This window comes from Streptomyces luomodiensis, from assembly GCF_031679605.1.
Lineage (GTDB): Bacteria > Actinomycetota > Actinomycetes > Streptomycetales > Streptomycetaceae > Streptomyces > Streptomyces luomodiensis.
This window is the reverse complement of sequence record NZ_CP117522.1, coordinates 1,289,016-1,306,152: the sequence shown is the minus strand read 5'-3', so window position 1 is coordinate 1,306,152 and position 17,137 is coordinate 1,289,016. Positions and strand designations below refer to the sequence as shown.

General features: G+C 73.2%; 15 protein-coding genes. 10 read left to right on the top strand and 5 right to left on the bottom strand.

Annotated elements, in window-relative coordinates:
• Positions 1 to 89: 89 nt before the first annotated feature.
• A complete protein-coding gene (locus PS467_RS05310) occupies positions 90 to 686 on the top strand; it encodes an HhH-GPD-type base excision DNA repair protein (RefSeq protein WP_311034225.1) in 597 nt (198 codons plus the stop codon).
• 10 nt (positions 687 to 696) lie between these two features.
• Here the strand turns inward: PS467_RS05310 and PS467_RS05305 are convergent, their stop codons facing one another.
• The 4 genes from PS467_RS05305 to PS467_RS05290 all read right to left on the bottom strand — a co-directional run bounded on the left by PS467_RS05305 (position 697) and on the right by PS467_RS05290 (position 6,274).
• A complete protein-coding gene (locus PS467_RS05305; RefSeq protein WP_311034224.1) occupies positions 697 to 1,710 on the bottom strand; it encodes an alpha/beta hydrolase in 1,014 nt (337 codons plus the stop codon).
• A 721-nt stretch (positions 1,711 to 2,431) separates the two neighbouring features.
• Entirely contained in the window at positions 2,432 to 3,202 is a 771-nt protein-coding gene (locus tag PS467_RS05300) for a DeoR/GlpR family DNA-binding transcription regulator (RefSeq protein ID WP_311034223.1), read from the bottom strand.
• A gap of 31 nt (positions 3,203 to 3,233) precedes the next feature.
• A complete protein-coding gene (pdxA, locus tag PS467_RS05295; RefSeq protein WP_311034222.1) occupies positions 3,234 to 4,286 on the bottom strand; it encodes a 4-hydroxythreonine-4-phosphate dehydrogenase PdxA in 1,053 nt (350 codons plus the stop codon).
• Positions 4,283 to 6,274: a four-carbon acid sugar kinase family protein gene (locus PS467_RS05290; protein ID WP_311034221.1), complete on the bottom strand. Its 1,992-nt coding sequence runs from the start codon at positions 6,272 to 6,274 to the stop codon at positions 4,283 to 4,285. The genes pdxA and PS467_RS05290 overlap by 4 nt, the downstream gene beginning before the upstream one ends.
• Positions 6,275 to 6,506: 232 nt before the next feature.
• Between PS467_RS05290 and PS467_RS05285 the strand changes: the two genes are divergently transcribed.
• From PS467_RS05285 to PS467_RS05250, 8 genes are all read left to right on the top strand, one after another.
• Positions 6,507 to 8,081: an ABC transporter substrate-binding protein gene (locus PS467_RS05285; RefSeq protein WP_311034220.1), complete on the top strand. Its 1,575-nt coding sequence runs from the start codon at positions 6,507 to 6,509 to the stop codon at positions 8,079 to 8,081.
• Between the two features lie 3 nt (positions 8,082 to 8,084).
• Positions 8,085 to 9,014 (top strand): ABC transporter permease, encoded by a 930-nt coding sequence (locus PS467_RS05280; RefSeq protein ID WP_311034219.1) that lies wholly within the window; start codon positions 8,085 to 8,087, stop codon positions 9,012 to 9,014.
• A 1-nt stretch (position 9,015) separates the two neighbouring features.
• A complete protein-coding gene (locus PS467_RS05275) occupies positions 9,016 to 9,945 on the top strand; it encodes an ABC transporter permease (protein WP_311034218.1) in 930 nt (309 codons plus the stop codon).
• The gene (locus PS467_RS05270; protein ID WP_311034217.1) at positions 9,942 to 10,883 is read left to right on the top strand and encodes an ABC transporter ATP-binding protein; all 942 of its coding nucleotides are present in this window, start codon (positions 9,942 to 9,944) and stop codon (positions 10,881 to 10,883) included. The genes PS467_RS05275 and PS467_RS05270 overlap by 4 nt, the downstream gene beginning before the upstream one ends.
• Positions 10,880 to 11,722: an ATP-binding cassette domain-containing protein gene (locus tag PS467_RS05265; RefSeq protein WP_311034216.1), complete on the top strand. Its 843-nt coding sequence runs from the start codon at positions 10,880 to 10,882 to the stop codon at positions 11,720 to 11,722. Before PS467_RS05270 ends, PS467_RS05265 begins: the two co-directional genes overlap by 4 nt.
• Positions 11,719 to 12,741, top strand: coding sequence for an aldo/keto reductase (locus tag PS467_RS05260; protein WP_311034215.1), 1,023 nt, complete (start codon positions 11,719 to 11,721; stop codon positions 12,739 to 12,741). The genes PS467_RS05265 and PS467_RS05260 overlap by 4 nt, the downstream gene beginning before the upstream one ends.
• Positions 12,742 to 13,579: 838 nt before the next feature.
• Positions 13,580 to 14,776: a sialidase family protein gene (locus PS467_RS05255; protein WP_311034214.1), complete on the top strand. Its 1,197-nt coding sequence runs from the start codon at positions 13,580 to 13,582 to the stop codon at positions 14,774 to 14,776.
• Positions 14,769 to 15,452: an SDR family NAD(P)-dependent oxidoreductase gene (locus PS467_RS05250; protein WP_311034213.1), complete on the top strand. Its 684-nt coding sequence runs from the start codon at positions 14,769 to 14,771 to the stop codon at positions 15,450 to 15,452. Before PS467_RS05255 ends, PS467_RS05250 begins: the two co-directional genes overlap by 8 nt.
• Here PS467_RS05250 and PS467_RS05245 read toward each other — a convergent pair.
• Positions 15,444 to 16,085, bottom strand: a complete 642-nt coding sequence (locus PS467_RS05245) for a ScbR family autoregulator-binding transcription factor (RefSeq protein ID WP_268970275.1) — start codon at positions 16,083 to 16,085, stop codon at positions 15,444 to 15,446. The two genes, PS467_RS05250 and PS467_RS05245, sit on opposite strands and share 9 nt — an antisense overlap.
• A 107-nt stretch (positions 16,086 to 16,192) precedes the next feature.
• Between PS467_RS05245 and PS467_RS05240 the strand changes: the two genes are divergently transcribed.
• On the top strand, positions 16,193 to 17,128 hold the full coding sequence (locus tag PS467_RS05240; protein WP_311034212.1) for a ScbA/BarX family gamma-butyrolactone biosynthesis protein: 936 nt from the start codon (positions 16,193 to 16,195) through the stop codon (positions 17,126 to 17,128).
• Positions 17,129 to 17,137: the final 9 nt, after the last annotated feature.

Below are 17,137 nucleotides of genomic sequence, written 5' to 3'. Positions count from 1 at the left end.
TCGACCAAATTGGTGACCGAGTGCCTGCCTTTGGGTTGGATGCGTTCTTTCTTCGGTTCATCCCGGTTGTGGGCGGGTATGCGCAGGGGATGAACGTACGCCTTCGTCTCGCCCAGCGGCCCGAGGCGGACGCCCTGCTCGAACGCGACCCGCTGGCCCTGATGATCGGGATGCTGCTCGATCAGCAGGTGCCCATGGAGTGGGCGTTCTCCGGTCCGTACACCATCGCGCGGCGCCTGGGCCGGGAGGATCTGGACGCCCATGAGATCGCCGCCCACGACCCCGAGGGGTTCGCCGCGCTGCTGTCCGAGAAGCCCGCCGTGCACCGCTACCCGGGCGCGATGGCGGGGCGCGTGCAGCAGCTGTGCCGGTATCTGGCCGAGCACTGCGACGGCGACCCGACGGCCCTGTGGCGCGACGTCTCCTCCGGTGCGGAGTTGCTCGAGCGGCTGCACGAGCTGCCCGGTTTCGGCAGGCAGAAGGCGCAGATCTTCCTCGCGCTGCTGGGCAAGCGGTTGGGGGTGCGGCCCAAGGGCTGGCGCGAGGCCGCCGGGGCCTACGGGGAGGAGGGGGCGTACCGCTCGGTGGCCGACATCACCGGACCCGAGTCGCTGGACAAGGTCCGCGCCCACAAGCAGGAACTCAAACGGCAGGCCAAGCAGACCAAGGGTGGCGCCGTGAGCTGAGCGGGGACTTTCAGGGGGCGCCCGGTGCGGGGGCGCCGGGTGCGAGGGTGTCCGGCGGGGCGGTGCCCAGCGCGTCCCGCAGGGTGTCCACGGCCAGGGTGAGCGCGGCCCGTGCGGCCTGGGTGTCGCGGAGCGCGTCGAGCATCAGGAAGTCATGGATGATCCCCTGCATCCGCAGGGCGGTGACCGGCACCCCGGCCTCCCGCAGCCGCGCCGCGTACGCCTCGCCCTCGTCGCGCAGCACATCCGCCTCACCGGTGATGACCAGGGCGGGCGGCAGTCCGGCGAGCTGGTCGGGGGTGGCGCGCAGCGGGGAGGCGGTGATCTCGGAGCGCTGCGCCGGGTCGGTGGTGTACTGGTCCCAGAACCACTTCATGGCCTCGCGGGTGAGGAAGTAGCCTTCGGCGAACTGCTCGTAGGAGTCGGTGTCGAAACGCGCGTCGGTCACCGGGTAGAAGAGCACCTGCCGGACCAGCGACAGATCGCCGCGCTCCCTGGCGAGCAGGGTGAGGGCGGTGGCCATGTTGCCGCCCACCGAGTCCCCTGCCACCGCGATCCGGGAGGCGTCGAGCCCCGCCCCCTCGCCGTGGGCCACGATCCACTGGCCCACGGCGTAGCTCTGCTCCAGCGCCACCGGGTAGTGGGCCTCGGGGGAGAGGTCGTACTCGGGGAAGACCACGGCGGCGCCGACCCGGACCGCCAGCTCCCGGACCAGCCGGTCATGGGTGTGGGCGTTGCCGAACACCCAGCCCGCGCCGTGGATGTAGAGAATCACCGGAAGGGTGCCGACGGCCTCCGGCGGACGGACGATCCGCGCCTTCACACCGCCCGCCGGAATCCCGCCGACGCTGATCCACTCCTCGTCCACCTCCGGCTTGGTCACCTCACCGGACTGCACCTCGTCGACCGTGCGACGGCCCTCGGCGGGCGTCATCTGGTACAGGTACGGCGGCTTGGCGGTGGCCTCGGCGAACGCCGCGGCGGCGGGCTCGAGGACGGGACGGACCGGAGCGGTGGTGGACATCGGCTCCTCCTTTTCCGCTCCGACGATCCCACCTCGGCCGCCACGGCACCCACCGCTGTTACGCCACCCGGGCGCCCCCCTGGACCTCGGCGTTCCGGCCCCGGGCTCCCTGGGTGTCCGGGTTCCCTGGACCCCCGGTCCCCGGCCCCCGGTCGACGACGTCAGGTCAGGGGGCCCGGTGCCGGTGAGGGGTCCGGGACCGGATCGGGCCCCGGCGGCTTGGGTACCGGATCGGGGGAGGGACCCGGGGTGGGGCCGGGTGTGGGGTTCGGCGGCGGCTCGGGCGGAGGGGTGGGAATCGGGTCGGGCGGCGGGCCCGGGGGCGGGCCGGGCACGGGGCCCGGTGCGGGACCCGGTTCCGGGCCACCCGGACCGGGCGAGGGGGTCGGAGACGGCGGCCCGGGTTCTCGCTGCGTCGAGTGGATGGGGGTCGGGTCGGTCTGCCGTGCCACGGTGTCCTCCAATGCTGTACGACGGGTGGCCACGTCATCTCCGGGGCGGGTGCCCCGGTCCCCTGGGGTGTACGCATGGCCTCGGCGCCGAACGCGGGGGCGGCGGGGAAGGCGGGCACGAAGTCCTCCGCCCGGCGGAAGCGGCGTCGCCGGCGTCGCCGTCGCCATGCGACGTTCTCCTGGTCCGGACCCGTAGCTCCGGACCGGCGGCTACCCACATCGTATCTGGTAAAATGCCCGCTTTTGTGGCCTGTGTCCTCTATGCCCGGCTAGACCGCCTCGACGACCTCGACCCCTTGGGCGCGCAGCGCCCGGATCTCGTCGGCGTCGGCGCCCCCGTCGGTCACCAGCGTCCAGCCGGGCGGCAGCCGCACCCAGGTGTGGAAGGGGCGGCGGCCGATCTTCGCGGAGTGCGCCAGCACGTACACCGCCTCCGCCCGGCGGGCCATCAGCTCCTTGAGCCGGGTCTGGCGCAGCTCCGCCTCGCAGATGCCGTGCTCCGCCGTCACCCCGTCCGCGCCCAGGAAGACCCGGTCGAAGGTCATGCGCTCCAGGGCGGCCTCGGTGAGCGGGCCGAGGAAGCTCTGGCTCAGCGGCCGGAGCGTGCCGCCGAGGCATTCCACCCGCACGGTCTCCACATCGGCCAGCTCCTGTAGCGCGGTGAGCCCGGTCGTGGCCACCGTGAGCCCCTCGGCGGTGCGCAGCTCATGGGCGAGGGCGCCGACCGTCGACCCGGCGTCGAGCAGCACCGTCTCCCCGGCGCGGACCCTCGACGCCGCCCAGCGCGCGATGGCCCGCTTGGCCTCGAACGCCTCGCCGGTGCGCTGGCGCAGCGATGCCTCCGGGTGGGCGACCAGGGCCATCGCCCCGCCGTACGTGCGCGCCAGCCGCCCGTCCGCGGTGAGCTGGGCGAGGTCGCGGCGGATGGTGGAGGCGGTGACACCGAAGGCGCGGGACAGCTCCTCCACACTGGTCAGGCCCGTGGTCGTGGCGAGGTGGACGATCTGGTCGCGCCGGGCCCGCGCTCCGTTCACCGGCATATCACTCGCGTTCCTCAACGTAGGTTCGGTGTCAGCGGGCCGGGGTCGGCGACATCTCGGCGGCCTGCCGGAGCGCCTCGATCATGCTACCGGCGTCGGCGGTGCCCGTACCGGCGATGTCGAAGGCGGTGCCGTGGTCGACGGAGGTGCGGATGACGGGCAGACCCACGGTCAGATTGACCCCGGCCTCCAGGCCCAGCACCTTGACCGGGCCGTGCCCCTGGTCGTGGTACATCGCCACGATCAGGTCGTAGTCGCCGCGCCCGGCCAGGAAGAAGGCGGTGTCGGCGGGGAGCGGACCGCGGGCGTCGATGCCGTCGGCGCGCAGCACCTCCAGCGCGGGCACGATCTTCTCCTCCTCCTCGCCGTAGCCGAACAGGCCGTTCTCACCGGCGTGCGGATTGATCCCGCACACCCCGATCACCGGTTCGGGGGTGCCGGCGCGCACCATCGCCTCATGGCCGCGCCGCACCGTGCGCTCGACCAGGCCGGGCTCGATCTTCCGCACCGCGTCGATGAGCCCGATGTGGGTGGTGACGTGAATGACCTTCACCGTGGGGGTGGCCAGCATCATCGACACCTCCTCGACCCCGGTGAGACGGGCCAGCAGTTCGGTGTGGCCGGGGTAGACGTGGCCGCCCGCGTGCAGCGCCTCCTTGTTGAGCGGTGCGGTGCAGATGCCCTGCACCTCGCCGTTCATGGCGAGTTCGGCGGCGGTGCGTACGTACTGGTAGGCCGCGTCCCCGGCCACTGGCGAGAGTGTGCCCCAGGGCAGATCGGCCGGGAGCAGCCCGAGGTCGATGACGTTGATCCGGCCCGGGGTGAACACCGCCTCGCCGGGCGTGGCCACGGTGACGACCTCGCAGCTGATGTCCCGCAGCCGGGCCGCCTGCCGTAGCCGCTCCGCGTCCCCGATGACCACCGGGCGGCAGCGCCGCAGCGTGTCCGGGTCGAGCAGCGCGGGGACGACCACCTCGGGTCCGATGCCGGCGCCGTCGCCCATGGTGACCGCGATCAGCGGGAGCGGGGCACCGGCGTCCGCGCCGGAGGCCCCGGTGGAGGCGAGATGGGTGGAGGCGTTCATGGGCTGACCTTCCGTTCGGTCGAGTGGGGGCGCAGCGCCCGGACGATGTGGCGCAGGGAGTCGGGGTACCCGAAGCTGCCCGGTCGGGTCACGACGGATCGCCCGTCGGGGGTGGAGAGATGGACGGCGCCGTGGTGCACCTGGCCGACCGGGGCGAGCTCGGTCACCGCCAGCGCGTCCAGCACCCGCCGGGCCGTCTCACCGCCGGTCAGTACGAGATCGACGGCGCCGGGGTGCGCGGCGACGGCAACGGCGACGGCACGGGCGAGGCCGTGCACCAGCCGCCGGGCGGACACGGGCCCGGACCGCGTACCCGGCCCGGTGCGACCCGGCTCTGTGCGATCCGGTCCTGTGTGATGTGGCTCTGTGTGGTCGTCGGCTCCGCCGCCGGACGGTGGTGTCGCGGCAGGCAGGGGCACGCGTGCGGAGGTCGGTGCGGCGGCGGGCGCATGCGGCGTCGCCGGGTCGGGAGCCGCCGGCTGGGAACCGGTCGGGCCGGTCGGGGCAGCGAGGGAGACGACCGTGACCGGGGCCGTCATCGGGGGCAGCCGCACCGGCGGGCCGTCCGCGATCAGCTCGGCGAGCGGGAGTGGGTGGTGCGTCGCCCCATCCTCGACCAGACGCCGGATCTGCTCGACGGCCGCCGGTTCGGCCGTACCGACGACGACCAGCACGTGGCGGCCGGTGGCCGGTGGCGGTGTCGGGGTAGTGGTGTTGGGTGCGGTGGCTGGTGACGGCGCAGTGGTGGTGGCCGGGGACGCGGTGTCTGGTGGCGGTGCGGGTGTGGTGGCGGGGGGCGCCGCGTCCGTTGACGGTGTCGGGGTGGCGGTGTGGGGCGCGGTGTCCGGTGACGGCGTCGAGGCGGCAGGGGGCGCCGTGGCCGGTGATGGCGCAGTGGTGGAGGGCGTGGTGGCTGGTGACGGCGCAGTGGTGGTGGCCGAGGGCGCGGTGTCCGGTGGCGGTGTCGGGGCGGTGGCGGGGGATGCCGTGGCTGGTGGCGGTGTCGGGGTGGTGGTGTCGGGTGCGGTGTCTGGTGACGGCGCAGTGGTGGTGGCCGAGGACGCGGTGTCCGGTGGCGGCGTCGGGGCGGCAGGGGGCGCCGTGGCCGGTGACGGCGCGGTGGTGGAGGGCGCGGTGGTGGAGGGCGTGGTGGCTGCGGGCGCGCCCGCCAGGTGGCGGCCGAGGGCCAGTGCCAGTCCGCCGGAGCCGACCAGCCGTAGCCGTGGCCCGGCGGCGAGTGACGCCTCGACGATCGCGGTCAGGTCGGCGTCGGTCTCCGCGTCGCACACCGCCACCCGTCCGTCGTCCGTGGCCGTCCGCAGCGCGGACAGCAGGGAGTGGCCGGGGGCCCGTACGGTCGTGAGCGGGATCGGCGTGGTGGGGAGCCCGCCGAGGGCGTCCGCGATCGAACGCGGCGCGGGCGTGGTCTCCGAACGCCATGCGTCGCCCTCGTGGAGCGCCACCCCGTCGATGTGGACCACCCCCGAGCGCACCACGCGCCCGGCCACCGGCAGCGCGGGGGCGAGCACCACGCCCGCGCCGTCCTCGGCGAGGGCGGCGACCTCGGCCGCGAGGTTGCCCCGCAGCAGCGAGTCGATCTTCTTCAGCACCAGGGTGTCCCCGCCGGGCGAGGACAGCCGCAGCGCGTCGCGGACCGCCTCGGCCGCCTCGGCGGCCGGGCGGTAGCGGGAGTCGAGGTCCAGGACGATGGCCTCGCCGGGATCGGGTGGACGCAGGGCCGTCACCCCTTCACGGCCAGCCCCTTCACGGTCAACCCCCTTACGGCGAACCCGCTCACGGTCAACCTCTTCACGGTCAACCCCCTTACGGCGAACCCGTTCACCGTCAACCCGCTCACGGCCACCCCCCTCACCGTTCCCAACGAGCACTACGTAGCTGCGCGTTGTGCGCGAATCAAGGGCGGCGGCCGTTTCGGCGGCGCCGGACAGGTCATCCGCGATGGCCACTAGCCTCTGGCCGGTCGTCATACCGGTACCTCCTCAAATGACCATGACGGACGGAGTGATCCGATGTCGTGGACGCCGTCTCCGCGGTCCCGATGATGGCATACGTTGCGCGAAGTGCGCGAGAGCTATTGCGTAAAGCGCGCAGTCATGTCACGGTGACCGCCGCGACACCTTGACCCGTACGGCCGTCATCCGGGCGCCGCACGGATCGAGCGAGCCGGTCGCTCGCCTCAGAACCGCCGAGAGGTCAACGATGACCCGTATCCCCATTGGTCCGGCACTCAGCCGCCGGTCCGTGCTGCGCCTGTCAGCAGGCGCCTCAGCAGGTATCGCCCTCGCCCCGCTCACCGGGTGCGCGGGCCCCACCGGCGCCCCCGGGCCCGGCGCCATCAGCCTCGGGCTGAACCGCTCACTGGTCAGCCTGGACAACAAGCTCAACCAGTTCGACGCGGCGGTCACGGTGCAGCGCGCGGTGCGCCAGGCGCTCACCCGGATCGGCGAGGGGCTCCGGCCCGAGTTGGTGCTCGCCGACCGCTTCGAGATGACCGAGCCCACCACCTGGACGGTGCGACTGCGCCAGGGGGCCCGCTACTCCGACGGCACTCCGGTCACTGTCAAGGACGTCTCGACCGCGCTCAAGATGTACGCGGGGGTCAACGGCTCGTTCATCGTCGGCCTCTTCCCCGAGATGCCCACCGTCGAGCCGGTCGACGAGCGCACCTTCCGGCTGCACACCAAGCGCCCGGTCCCCATCCTCGACCAGCTCATGGCCAACATCCTGATCAGCCCCGCCGCCGCCAACCGGGCCGGGGAGCTGTCCGGCGGGGTGGGCTCCGGCCCGTACGTGGTCACCTCGGCCAACTCCGGCACCGGTGAGTACGCGCTGGCCGCCAACCCCCGGTACTGGGGGCGGCGCCCCGCCGTCGGCCGGGTCCGGGTGCGCTTCGTGCCCGAGGAGTCCAGCCGTGTCGTCGCGGTGCGCAGCGGTGAGCTGGACGTCATCGACACCATCACCCCCGACTCCGCCGAGCAGCTCAAGGGGTTGCCGGGGGTGGTGCTGGACCGCACCTCGGGCACCCGCGTCAACCAGCTGTTCTTCAACTTCCGCAAACCGCGCGGACACCCGCTGGCCGACCCCCGGGTGCGCGAGGCGCTCAGCTACGCCATCGACGGCGAGTCCCTGGTGCGCGATGTGCTCACCGGCTCCGCCCAGCAGGCCGAGGGCGTCGTCCCGCTCGCGCTGAAGGGCTCGGTGCGCACCGGCCGTTATGTCCACGACCCCGGTGAGGCCCGCAAACGCCTCGCCGCGCTGGGCGCGAGCGACCTCAAAGTGAAGATCATCTGGGAGTCCGGGGAGTTCCCCGCGGACACCTCGGTGATGGAGGCCGTCCTGGAGATGCTGCGCGACGTCGGCGTCCGCGCCACCCTCCAGCAGTTCGAACCGGGCGGCGACATCCTCCAGTGGCGGCAGGGCCGCCGCGGCGACTGGGACGTCCTCGGCAACGGCTTCTCCGTCCCCACCGGCCACGCCTCCACGAGCCTTCAGGGCATGTACGGCGGCACCCCGGAGAAGGAGCGGACCCGGGACACCTACCAGGGCTATGTCTTCCCCGAGATCGCCGCCCGGCTGGCCGACGCCTCCTCCGAAACCGATGAGAAGACGCGGAACACCAAGCTCGCCGCCGTCCAGAAGCAGATCTGGGACACCCGGCCCTGCCTGTGGGCCTTCGTCCCCGATGTGGTGCTGGCCCGCCGCAATCGGGTGCGCGATGTGCGGCTGCTCCAGCTCAACTCCTACGACCTCGCCGCCGTGCGTCTGGAGGGCTGAGCCATGGCGCGCTATCTGATACGCCGCCTGGGCCAGAGCGTCCTGACCGTCTTCCTGACCCTCTCCACCGTCTTCGTCCTGGTCCGCATGGCCCCCGGCGACCCCGCCGCGGCCCTGGCCGGGCCCAACCCCACCAGCGCCGACCTCGCCCGGATCCGGGAGCAGTTCGGGCTCGACCGCGGACTGCTCACCCAGTACGGGGTCTTCCTGCGCGACCTGGTCACCGGCGACCTCGGCACCAGCTACTCCTTCCACGCCCCCGCCCTGGACGTGGTGCTCGACCGGGTGCCGTACACCGTCACCCTCTCCCTCTCCGCGATCGCCCTCACCGCGCTGGTGGCCGTGCCACTCGGGGTGTGGATGGCCCGCCGCGCCGACACCAAGCGGGAGCTGGGCGCCAATGTGCTGACCATCGCCGGGCAGTCCATGCCGGACTTCTGGATCGGCGTGATGCTGCTGACCGTCTTCGCCGTGCTGATACCGGTGCTGCCCGCCTCCGGCTTCACCACCTGGGGCGGGCTGGTGCTGCCCACCGTGACCGTGGCCATCCTCCAGATGGCGCTGATCTCCCGGCTGGTCCGCCGCGAGATGGTGTCCGCCCTCGCCTCGCCGTACATCACCGTCGCCCGCTCCCGCGGCGTCTCCGAAGCGGCGCTGACCTGGCGCTACGCCATGGGCAACTCCGCCATCCCGGTGCTCACCGCGCTCGGCACCCGGTTCGCCGCGATGCTCAACGGCGTCGTGGTGGTCGAGGTGGTCTTCGGCTGGCCCGGTGTCGGCTCGCTGGTCGTCCGCGCCCTGGAAACCCGCGACTATCCGCTGATCCAGGCGACCGTCCTGGTCACCGCCGCCCTGGCGGTCCTCGTCCAACTCCTCATCGACCTGGCCTACCCGCTGCTCGACCCGCGGGTGCGCCTGGGAAAGGCGGCCTGAGATGAAAGGCGCCCTCGAACCCCCGGCCCCCGCCGAAGCCGGCCCCGCGCCCCGCCCCAGCGCGGTCACCGCCAAGCACCTGGCCCGCGCCACCGCCACCCGGCGCCGCCGCAGCGCGAGCCTCAAACTGTGGGTGGGCGCGGTGTGCACCGCGCTGGTGGTGGTCCCCGTCGCCCTCGCCCAGGTGCTGCCCCTGCCCGGCGCGAACGACCAGGACCTGTCCCGGCGCCGGCTCGCCCCGCTGACCGACGGCCATCTCTTCGGCACCGACCAGCTCGGCCGGGATGTGCTCTCCCGGGTGCTGCACGGCGGCCAGGTGTCGCTGTCGATCGGTGTGCTCGCCGTCGTGGTCTCCGGCCTCATCGGCGTCGTCGCGGGCGCCGCCGCCGGGTACTACGGCCGCTGGGTGGACGCCGTCGTCTCCCGGCTGCTGGAGGCCCAGATGTCGCTGCCGCTGCTGATGATGCTGCTGCTCGTGGTCGCCCTCTTCGGCCCCTCCGTCACCGTCATCACCTGCGTCATCGCCGTCGCCCAGTGGCCCGAGGTGGCCCGGCTGACCCGGTCGCTGGTGCTGGTCGAGCGGGAGAAGCCATATGTGGCCGCGGCCCAGGTGCTGGGCCTGCCCCGGATCGCCATCCTGGCCCGCCATGTCATCCCCAACATCGTCCGCCAGGCATCGCTCGTGGTCCTGCTGCTGCTCGCCCAGGCGGTGCTGCTGGAGAGCGCCCTCAGCTACCTGGGCGCGGGCCCCCAGCGGCCGTTCGCCACCTGGGGCCGGATCATCTCCGACGGCCAGGACTACATCACCACCTCCTGGTGGCTGGTGACCCTGCCCGGCCTCGTCATCGTGCTGCTGGTGGTCGGGGTCAACCTGCTGGGCGACGGACTGCGCGACCGCACCCGCCGACGTACGACGGAGGGCTCCCGATGAGCGACACGAGCGACACGAGCGACACCAGGGACACCAGCGCCCCGACCCCCCTGGTGGAGGTCGAGGACCTGCAGATCGAGCTGATCACCGACCGCGGTGTGGTGCGCGCGGTCGACGGGGTCGGCTTCACCATCGGCGCCGGCGAGACGGTGACGATCATCGGCGAGTCCGGCTCCGGCAAGTCCACCACCGCCATGGGACTGCTGCGGCTGCTGCCCGAAGGGCTCGCCGTCCTGTCGGGGACGGCCCGGATCTCGGGTGTCGACGTCATCGCCGACCCCAAGGCGGCCGGCCGGATCCGCGGCCGCGGGGTCTCGCTGATCCCCCAGGACCCGATGACCGCGCTCAGCCCGGTGCACACCATCGGCCGCCAGCTGGGCGAGGCGCTCCGGCTGCGCCACCCGGGGATGTCCCGCGCCGAGGCCCGCGCCAAGGGCGTCGAACTGCTCGGCCGGGTACGCATCCCCCGCCCCGAGACCCGCTGGGGCGCCTACCCCCACCAGTTCTCCGGCGGCATGCTGCAACGTGTCCTCATCGCCATCGCCCTGGCCGCCGAGCCCCGGCTGCTGGTGGCCGACGAGCCGACCTCGGCGCTCGACGTCACCGTCCAGGCCGGCGTCCTGGACCTGTTGATGGAGCTCCAGGAGCGCACCGGCGTCGGCATCCTGATGATCACCCATGACCTGGGCGTGGCCCGGCTGGTCTCCGACCGCATCCACGTCATGCGCGGCGGCCGGTTCGTGGAGTCCGGACCGGTCGAACAGATCGTGGACCACCCCCGCGAGCGGTACACCCGCGATCTGCTCGCCGCCGTGCCCACCCTGGGCCCCTGGGACGAGACCCCCGCCGTCACTCCCGCATCCGCCACTCCCGCATCCGCCACTCCCGCATCCGCCACTCCCGCATCCGCCGCTTCTGCCGCCGAGGAGGCGCTGTGACCACACCCCTGCTGGCCGTCGAGGACCTGGTGGTCGAATACCCGGTCGCCGACGGTGTCTTCCGCGCGGTGGACGGCGTCAGCTTCACCGTCCCGCCCGGCGGATCGCTCGGTGTCGTCGGCGAGTCCGGCTGCGGCAAGTCCACCGTCGCCCGCTCCATCGTCCGGCTGCTGCGCCCCACCCAGGGGCGGATCCTCCTCGACGGGACCGATATCGCGGGCCTGCCCGAGCGGCGGCTGCGCCCGCTGCGCAAACGGGTCCAGATGGTCTTCCAGGACCCCTACGGCTCCCTGGACCCGCACTTGACGGCCGAGGAGATCGTGGCCGAGCCGCTGCGGCTGAACGGCATGCGCTCCCGGGCCGACCGCGCCCGCCGCGCCGCCGCCCTCATCGACCAGGTGGGGCTGCCCGCCACCGCCCTCCAGCGGCGCCCCGCCGAGTTCTCCGGCGGCCAGCGGCAGCGGATCGGTATCGCCCGCGCCCTGGCCAGCGGCCCCGAACTGCTGGTGTGCGACGAGGCCACCTCCGCGCTGGACGTCTCCGTACAGGCCCAGGTGCTCCAGCTGCTGCGGGAGCTCCAGGCCGAACAGGGGCTCGCCTGCATCGTCATCTCCCACAACCTCGGAGTGGTCCGCGAGATCAGCTCCGAGGTGGTGGTGATGCGCGGTGGGCGGATCATCGAGTCCGGGCCGACCCGTACGGTGCTCTCCGCGCCCGCCGCCCCCTACACCAGGGCGCTGCGGCGGGCCGCGCTCGACCCGACGACCATGCGGGGACGCAAACCGCGCGCCCTCGTGTCCGCGATCGCCACCGACCAGGAACCAGGAGCAACGCAGTGAACGCGCACGCGCCCCAGACCCACACCACCACCCAGGCAGCGCCCGGCGGGACGGCCCTGCCCGGAATCCCGGTGCCGCTGTCGCGACTGGTGCTGGGCACCATGACCTTCGGTGACACGGTGGACCGCGCGGGCGCCGCCGAGATGCTGGACACCGCGCTGGACGCCGGGGTGACCGGGGTGGACACCGCGAACGCCTACGCGGGCGGCACCACCGAGACCATCCTGGCCGAGCTGCTCCCCGGCCGCCGCGACCGTATCGTGCTCGCCACCAAGGCCGGGATGCCGCACCCCGACACCGGCGACCACGCGCCACTGTCCGCACGCGGGATGCGCGCGGCACTGGAAGGCAGCCTGCGCCGCCTGGGCACCGACCACGTCGACCTGTTCTATCTGCACCAGCCCGACCGCTCCACACCGCTGGAGGAAACGCTCGGCACGGTCGCCGAGTTCGTCGCCGAGGGCAAGATCCGGGCGCTCGGCGTCTCCAACTACGCCGCCTGGCAGATCGCCGAGCTCACCCACACCGCCGAGCGGGTCGGCGCGCCGCGCCCGGTGGTGGCCCAGCAGCTCTACAACCTGTTGGCGCGGCGTGTTGAGGAGGAGTACCTGGAGTACGCGGCCACCAGCGGACTGCGCACGATGGTCTACAACCCGCTCGGCGGCGGCCTACTGACGGGGCGTCATGCCTTCGAGGAGCAGCCGGAGTCGGGCCGCTTCGGCGACTCCCGGCTGGCCGCCATGTACCGGCAGCGCTACTGGGACCCCGGGCTCTTCGAGGCCGTACGGAGCCTGTCCCGGATCGCCGAGGAGGCGGGCATACCGCTCGTGGACCTCTCACTGCGCTGGCTGCTCGGCCGGGACGGGGTGGACGCGCTGCTGCTCGGCGGCTCGCGCGTGGAACACCTCCGCGCCAACCTGGCCGCCGCGGCCGCGGGTCCGCTCCCGGCGGATGTGACGGCGGCGTGCGACGAGGTGGGGGCCCGGCTACGCGGCCCCATGCCCGCGTACAACCGCTGATGCGATGCCCACGGTGCCCCCGCCGCCGCCGTGGTTCGGTCGTGGGCCACGGTGGGCTGCCGCTGTGCGTGGTTCGGTCGTGGGCCATGGTGTCCTGCCGTCGTGGCTCGGTCATGGGCCACGGTGGGCTGTCGCTGTGCGTGGCTCGGTCATGGGCCACAGGGTCCTTCCGTCGTGGCTCGGCCATGGGGCCTGTGCACCGCCGCCTTCGCCTCGCGGTGGGACGCTCCGCCCGGCCGCGGCCGAGGCCCCCGGCGCGGCCGGACCGGACCGGCCCGCACTGGTCCCGGCCGGACGGCCACGGACCGTGGCCGGGTCGGACGTGGCAGGCCGTACGCAGCGGGGTCACACGTGGCAGGCCGTACGCACAGGTTCCCGGAAGGGCCGAGCGGGGAGAGCCACCCGCCGGCTCCGCCGGGGCACGTACCGGGCTCCGGCGGAGCCGTCCACTGGGCCATGCGGCGGCCCACCCGCCGGGCCCTCGTCTGGCCGTGCGATGGTGCCCGGCCGCGCACCGGGCCCCCACCGGGCCACGCACCTGCAGGGGGAGCCACCCGCTGGGCTCCGCCGGGGGCACGTGCCGGGCTCCGGCGGAGCCGTGCACCGGGCCATGCGGCGGCCCGCTCGCCGGGCCCTCGTCTGGCCGTGCGATGGTGCCCGGCCGCGCACCGGACCTCCACCGGGCCGCGCACCGGACCCCCACCCGGCCGCCCACCGGGCCCCACCGGGCCACGCACCCGTCCACCCACCCGGCGTAACCAACCGATCCGCAGTCCGGCCACGCCCATGAGCATGACCGCACCACCCACCCACCCACACCCACCGCTGAGGAGACCCCGTGTCCACCGATATCCGTGCACAGGCCGACGGACGGCTGCGGCCCCGGGCCGGTGATCCGGCCCGGGTCGAGGCGTTTCTGCCGGCGCCCGCCGTACAGAACCACGCCGCCAACCTCACCGTGCTGCCCGGAGGGGACCTCGGATGCGTGTGGTTCGGCGGCACGCAGGAGGGCGTGCCGGACATCTCCGTGTGGTTCTCCCGGCTTGCCCCGGGCTCCGACACCTGGACGGAGCCGGTCCGGCTCTCCGATGACGCCACCCGCTCGGAGCAGAACCCGCTGCTGTTCCCCACCCCGGCCGGTGAGCTGTGGCTGCTCTACACCGCCCAGCGCGCCGGTGACCAGGACACGGCGGAGGTCCGGTTGCGGGTGTCCGCCGACGCGGGTGTCACCTGGGACGCGCCGCGCACGCTCTTCCCGGCCACCGAGGCGGGTGGGGTGTTCATCCGTCAGCCGGTGGCCGTCCTGGACTCGGGGCGGTGGCTGCTGCCGGTGTTCCACTGCGTGGCCACCCCCGGTGTCAAATGGGTCGGCGACCATGACACCAGCGCGGTGATGATCAGCGACGACCAGGGGAGGACCTGGCGTGAGCGGCCGGTGCCGGGCTCGACCGGCTGTGTGCACATGAACGTCCACCAGCTGCCGGACACCACTGTGCTGGCCCTCTTCCGCAGCCGCTGGGCGGACGCGGTGTACCGCTCGCACAGCACCGACGGCGGGGAGACTTGGAGCGAGCCGGTCCGCACCGAACTGCCCAACAACAACTCCTCCGTGCAGTACGTCCCGCTCGCCGACGGACGACTCGCGCTGGTCTACAACCACAGCAGCCAGGCGGACGCCACGGCCCGCCGGGTCTCCCTCTACGACGAGATCGACGACGAGGGACACACCGGCCGGACCCCGGCCCCGGCCGCCGCACACGACGATGCGGCACCCGGCGCCTTCTGGGGCGCGCCGCGGGCCCCGATGACCCTCGCGCTGTCCTCGGACAACGGCCTGACCTGGCCCGTACGGCGCGATCTGGACACCGGTGACGGCCACTGCCTGACCAACAACTCACGCGACCGGCTCAACCGCGAGCTGTCGTACCCCACCATCCGGCAGGGGCCCGACGGCACGCTGCACATCGCGTACACGTACCACCGCCAGGCCATCAAGTACGTGCGGGTCGCCGTCGATTGGGCGGCCGATGTCTGAGCCCCGCCACGCCGTGGTCACCGGGGTCAGCTCCGGTATCGGCGCCGCCGTCGCCGCCCGGCTGCTGGACGAGGGGTGGCGGATCACCGGGATCAGCCGTACGGCCCCCGCGCACACCGCTCCACAGCTGCACTGGATCCCGGCCGATCTGTCCCGGCCGGAGGCGCTGCCCGAGGTGCTCGCCCCGGTGTCCGGGGTGGACGCCATCGTGCACGCGGCGGGTGTGCAGCGCTCGGCGCGGCTGGGGGAGCTGGCGGCCGAGGACGGTGCCCTCATGTGGCGGATCCATGTGCAGGCGGCGAGTGTCCTGGTCGACACGCTGGTGGACCGGATCGCGGACGGCGGCCGGGTGGTGCTGGTGGGCAGCCGGACGATGACGGGTGTCCCGGGCAAGAGCCAGTACGCCGCGACCAAGGCGGCGCTGCCCGCCCTGGCCCGGTCCTGGGCGGCCGAGCTGGCGCCCCGGGCGGTCACGGTGAACGTGGTGGCGCCGGGGCCGACGGACACCCCCATGCTGCGGGACCCCGGCCGCAGCCGCACCCCGCCGGTGATGCCGCCGCTGGGTCGGCTGGTGCGTCCGGAGGAGGTGGCGGGGCTGACGTCGTTCCTGCTGGGCCCGGAGGGTGGCGCGGTCACCGGCCAGACGGTGGTGATGTGCGCGGGCGCCTCACTCTGACGGCGGCGGGGTGCCGGGGCGGGCGAGGGCCAGCAGCCTCGCCGTGTCCCCGGGCCGGGCCTGGAGCGAGGGCAGCAGCAGCGTCCACAGATCGGCCAGATGGTCCTCGACGAGCCGCCGCCCGTCGAGGGCCTCGGACACGGTGTGCAGCCCGAAGAAGGCGCATACGACGGTCCGGGCGGCGGCCAGCGGCTCGACGTGCGGCGCCAGATCGCCCTCGGCCCGCGCCTTCTCCAACAGCTGCCCCACGGCGTCGATCCACCCCACGAAGGGCGGTGGCATGGGCGCCTCGATCAGGGTGCGCTCGGCCCACAGCCGGGCGCCGGCCCGGACCACGATGTCATCGCGGAAGGCGCGGGCCACCGCGAAGCTGAGCCGGACGAGTTGCTCCAGGGGAGGCACGTCGAGGGCGGCGTATCCCTCGATCAGCGGGGGCCAGGTGGCGAAGTGTTCCTCCACCACGGCGAGGGCGAGCCGCTCCTTGCTCGTGTAATGGAAATAGATGGCGCCGCTGGTGTGGCCCGACCGGGAGGTGATGTCGCTGATGCTCGTTCCGGCGTATCCCCGTTCATCGAAAAGGAACGCGGCGGCCTCCAGAAGGGATCGGCGTGTTTGCGCGGCCCGTTCTTGCACGTGTTCGCCGTCCTTCAGCAGCCCGTCGGATGTGACGGGGAGAACTTAGCGGACTTTCGGCCCGCGATGGTGATGAGGCGAGATAGGTCAAACATTATTAGTATTTTATGGTGATCGTTCGTGAGGCTCATGGCCTTTCGGAGCCGCCCGATCCCATCGGGCGGCCGCTCAGCTGGTCCCGCACCGTGGCGCGGGAGGCGGTGCACCGGGTCTCGGTGGCCGAGGTGCTGCTCACCGATGTGCGTACGCACGGTGACGGCCGGTTCGAGGCCGCCGCCCAGTGGCCGAGGTCCCATCCCACCTTCCCGCACGGCGGGGACGGCCGGCACCATCCGCTGATGATCGCCGAAACCCTGCGGGAGCTGGGGATCTACATCCCCACGCGGTACTACGCGGTGCCCGCGGGAGCGCACTTCCTGATCCGGGACCTCTCCTACCGCCTCGACCCCGAGACCGAGCCCCGGGCCCCGTACGGCGCCTCCGACATCACCTGCCGGGCCGCCGTGACCGACGTCCGCACCTCGCCCTGCGGACGCTATGTCTCGGGGATGCGGCTGGACGTCGTGCTCTCGGCCGGTGGCAAGCTCTTCGCCTGGGCCGGGGGCACCGCGCGCTTCCTCGACGGCACCACCTACGCGGAGACCCGGGCCGCCGCGCACGGGCACACCGCGCGCCGCAGGCTGCGTGCCGCGGTGCGGCCCTCACCTGCGCAACTGGCCGTTCCCTCGGCCCGGGACGTGCTGGTGGTGCGGGACGGGGGAGTGGTCTACCTCGACCCCGCCGACCCCCGCCATCCGTTCTTCTTCGACCACTGGAGCGACCATGTGCCGGGCCTGGTACTGCTGGAGGGCGCCCGGCAGGCCGCGGCGCTGGCCACCGGTTCCACGCTGATCCGGCCCGTCGGCTGCCGGATGAAGGCGATCCGGTTCACCGAGTCGATTCCACCGGCCGTGATCGAGTGCACCTCCCACGGCAGAACCTGCGTCTTCCGGCTGCGCCAGGCCGACATCTGCACGGCGGTCGGTGTGCTCCAGTACCTCTGACCGGCGAAC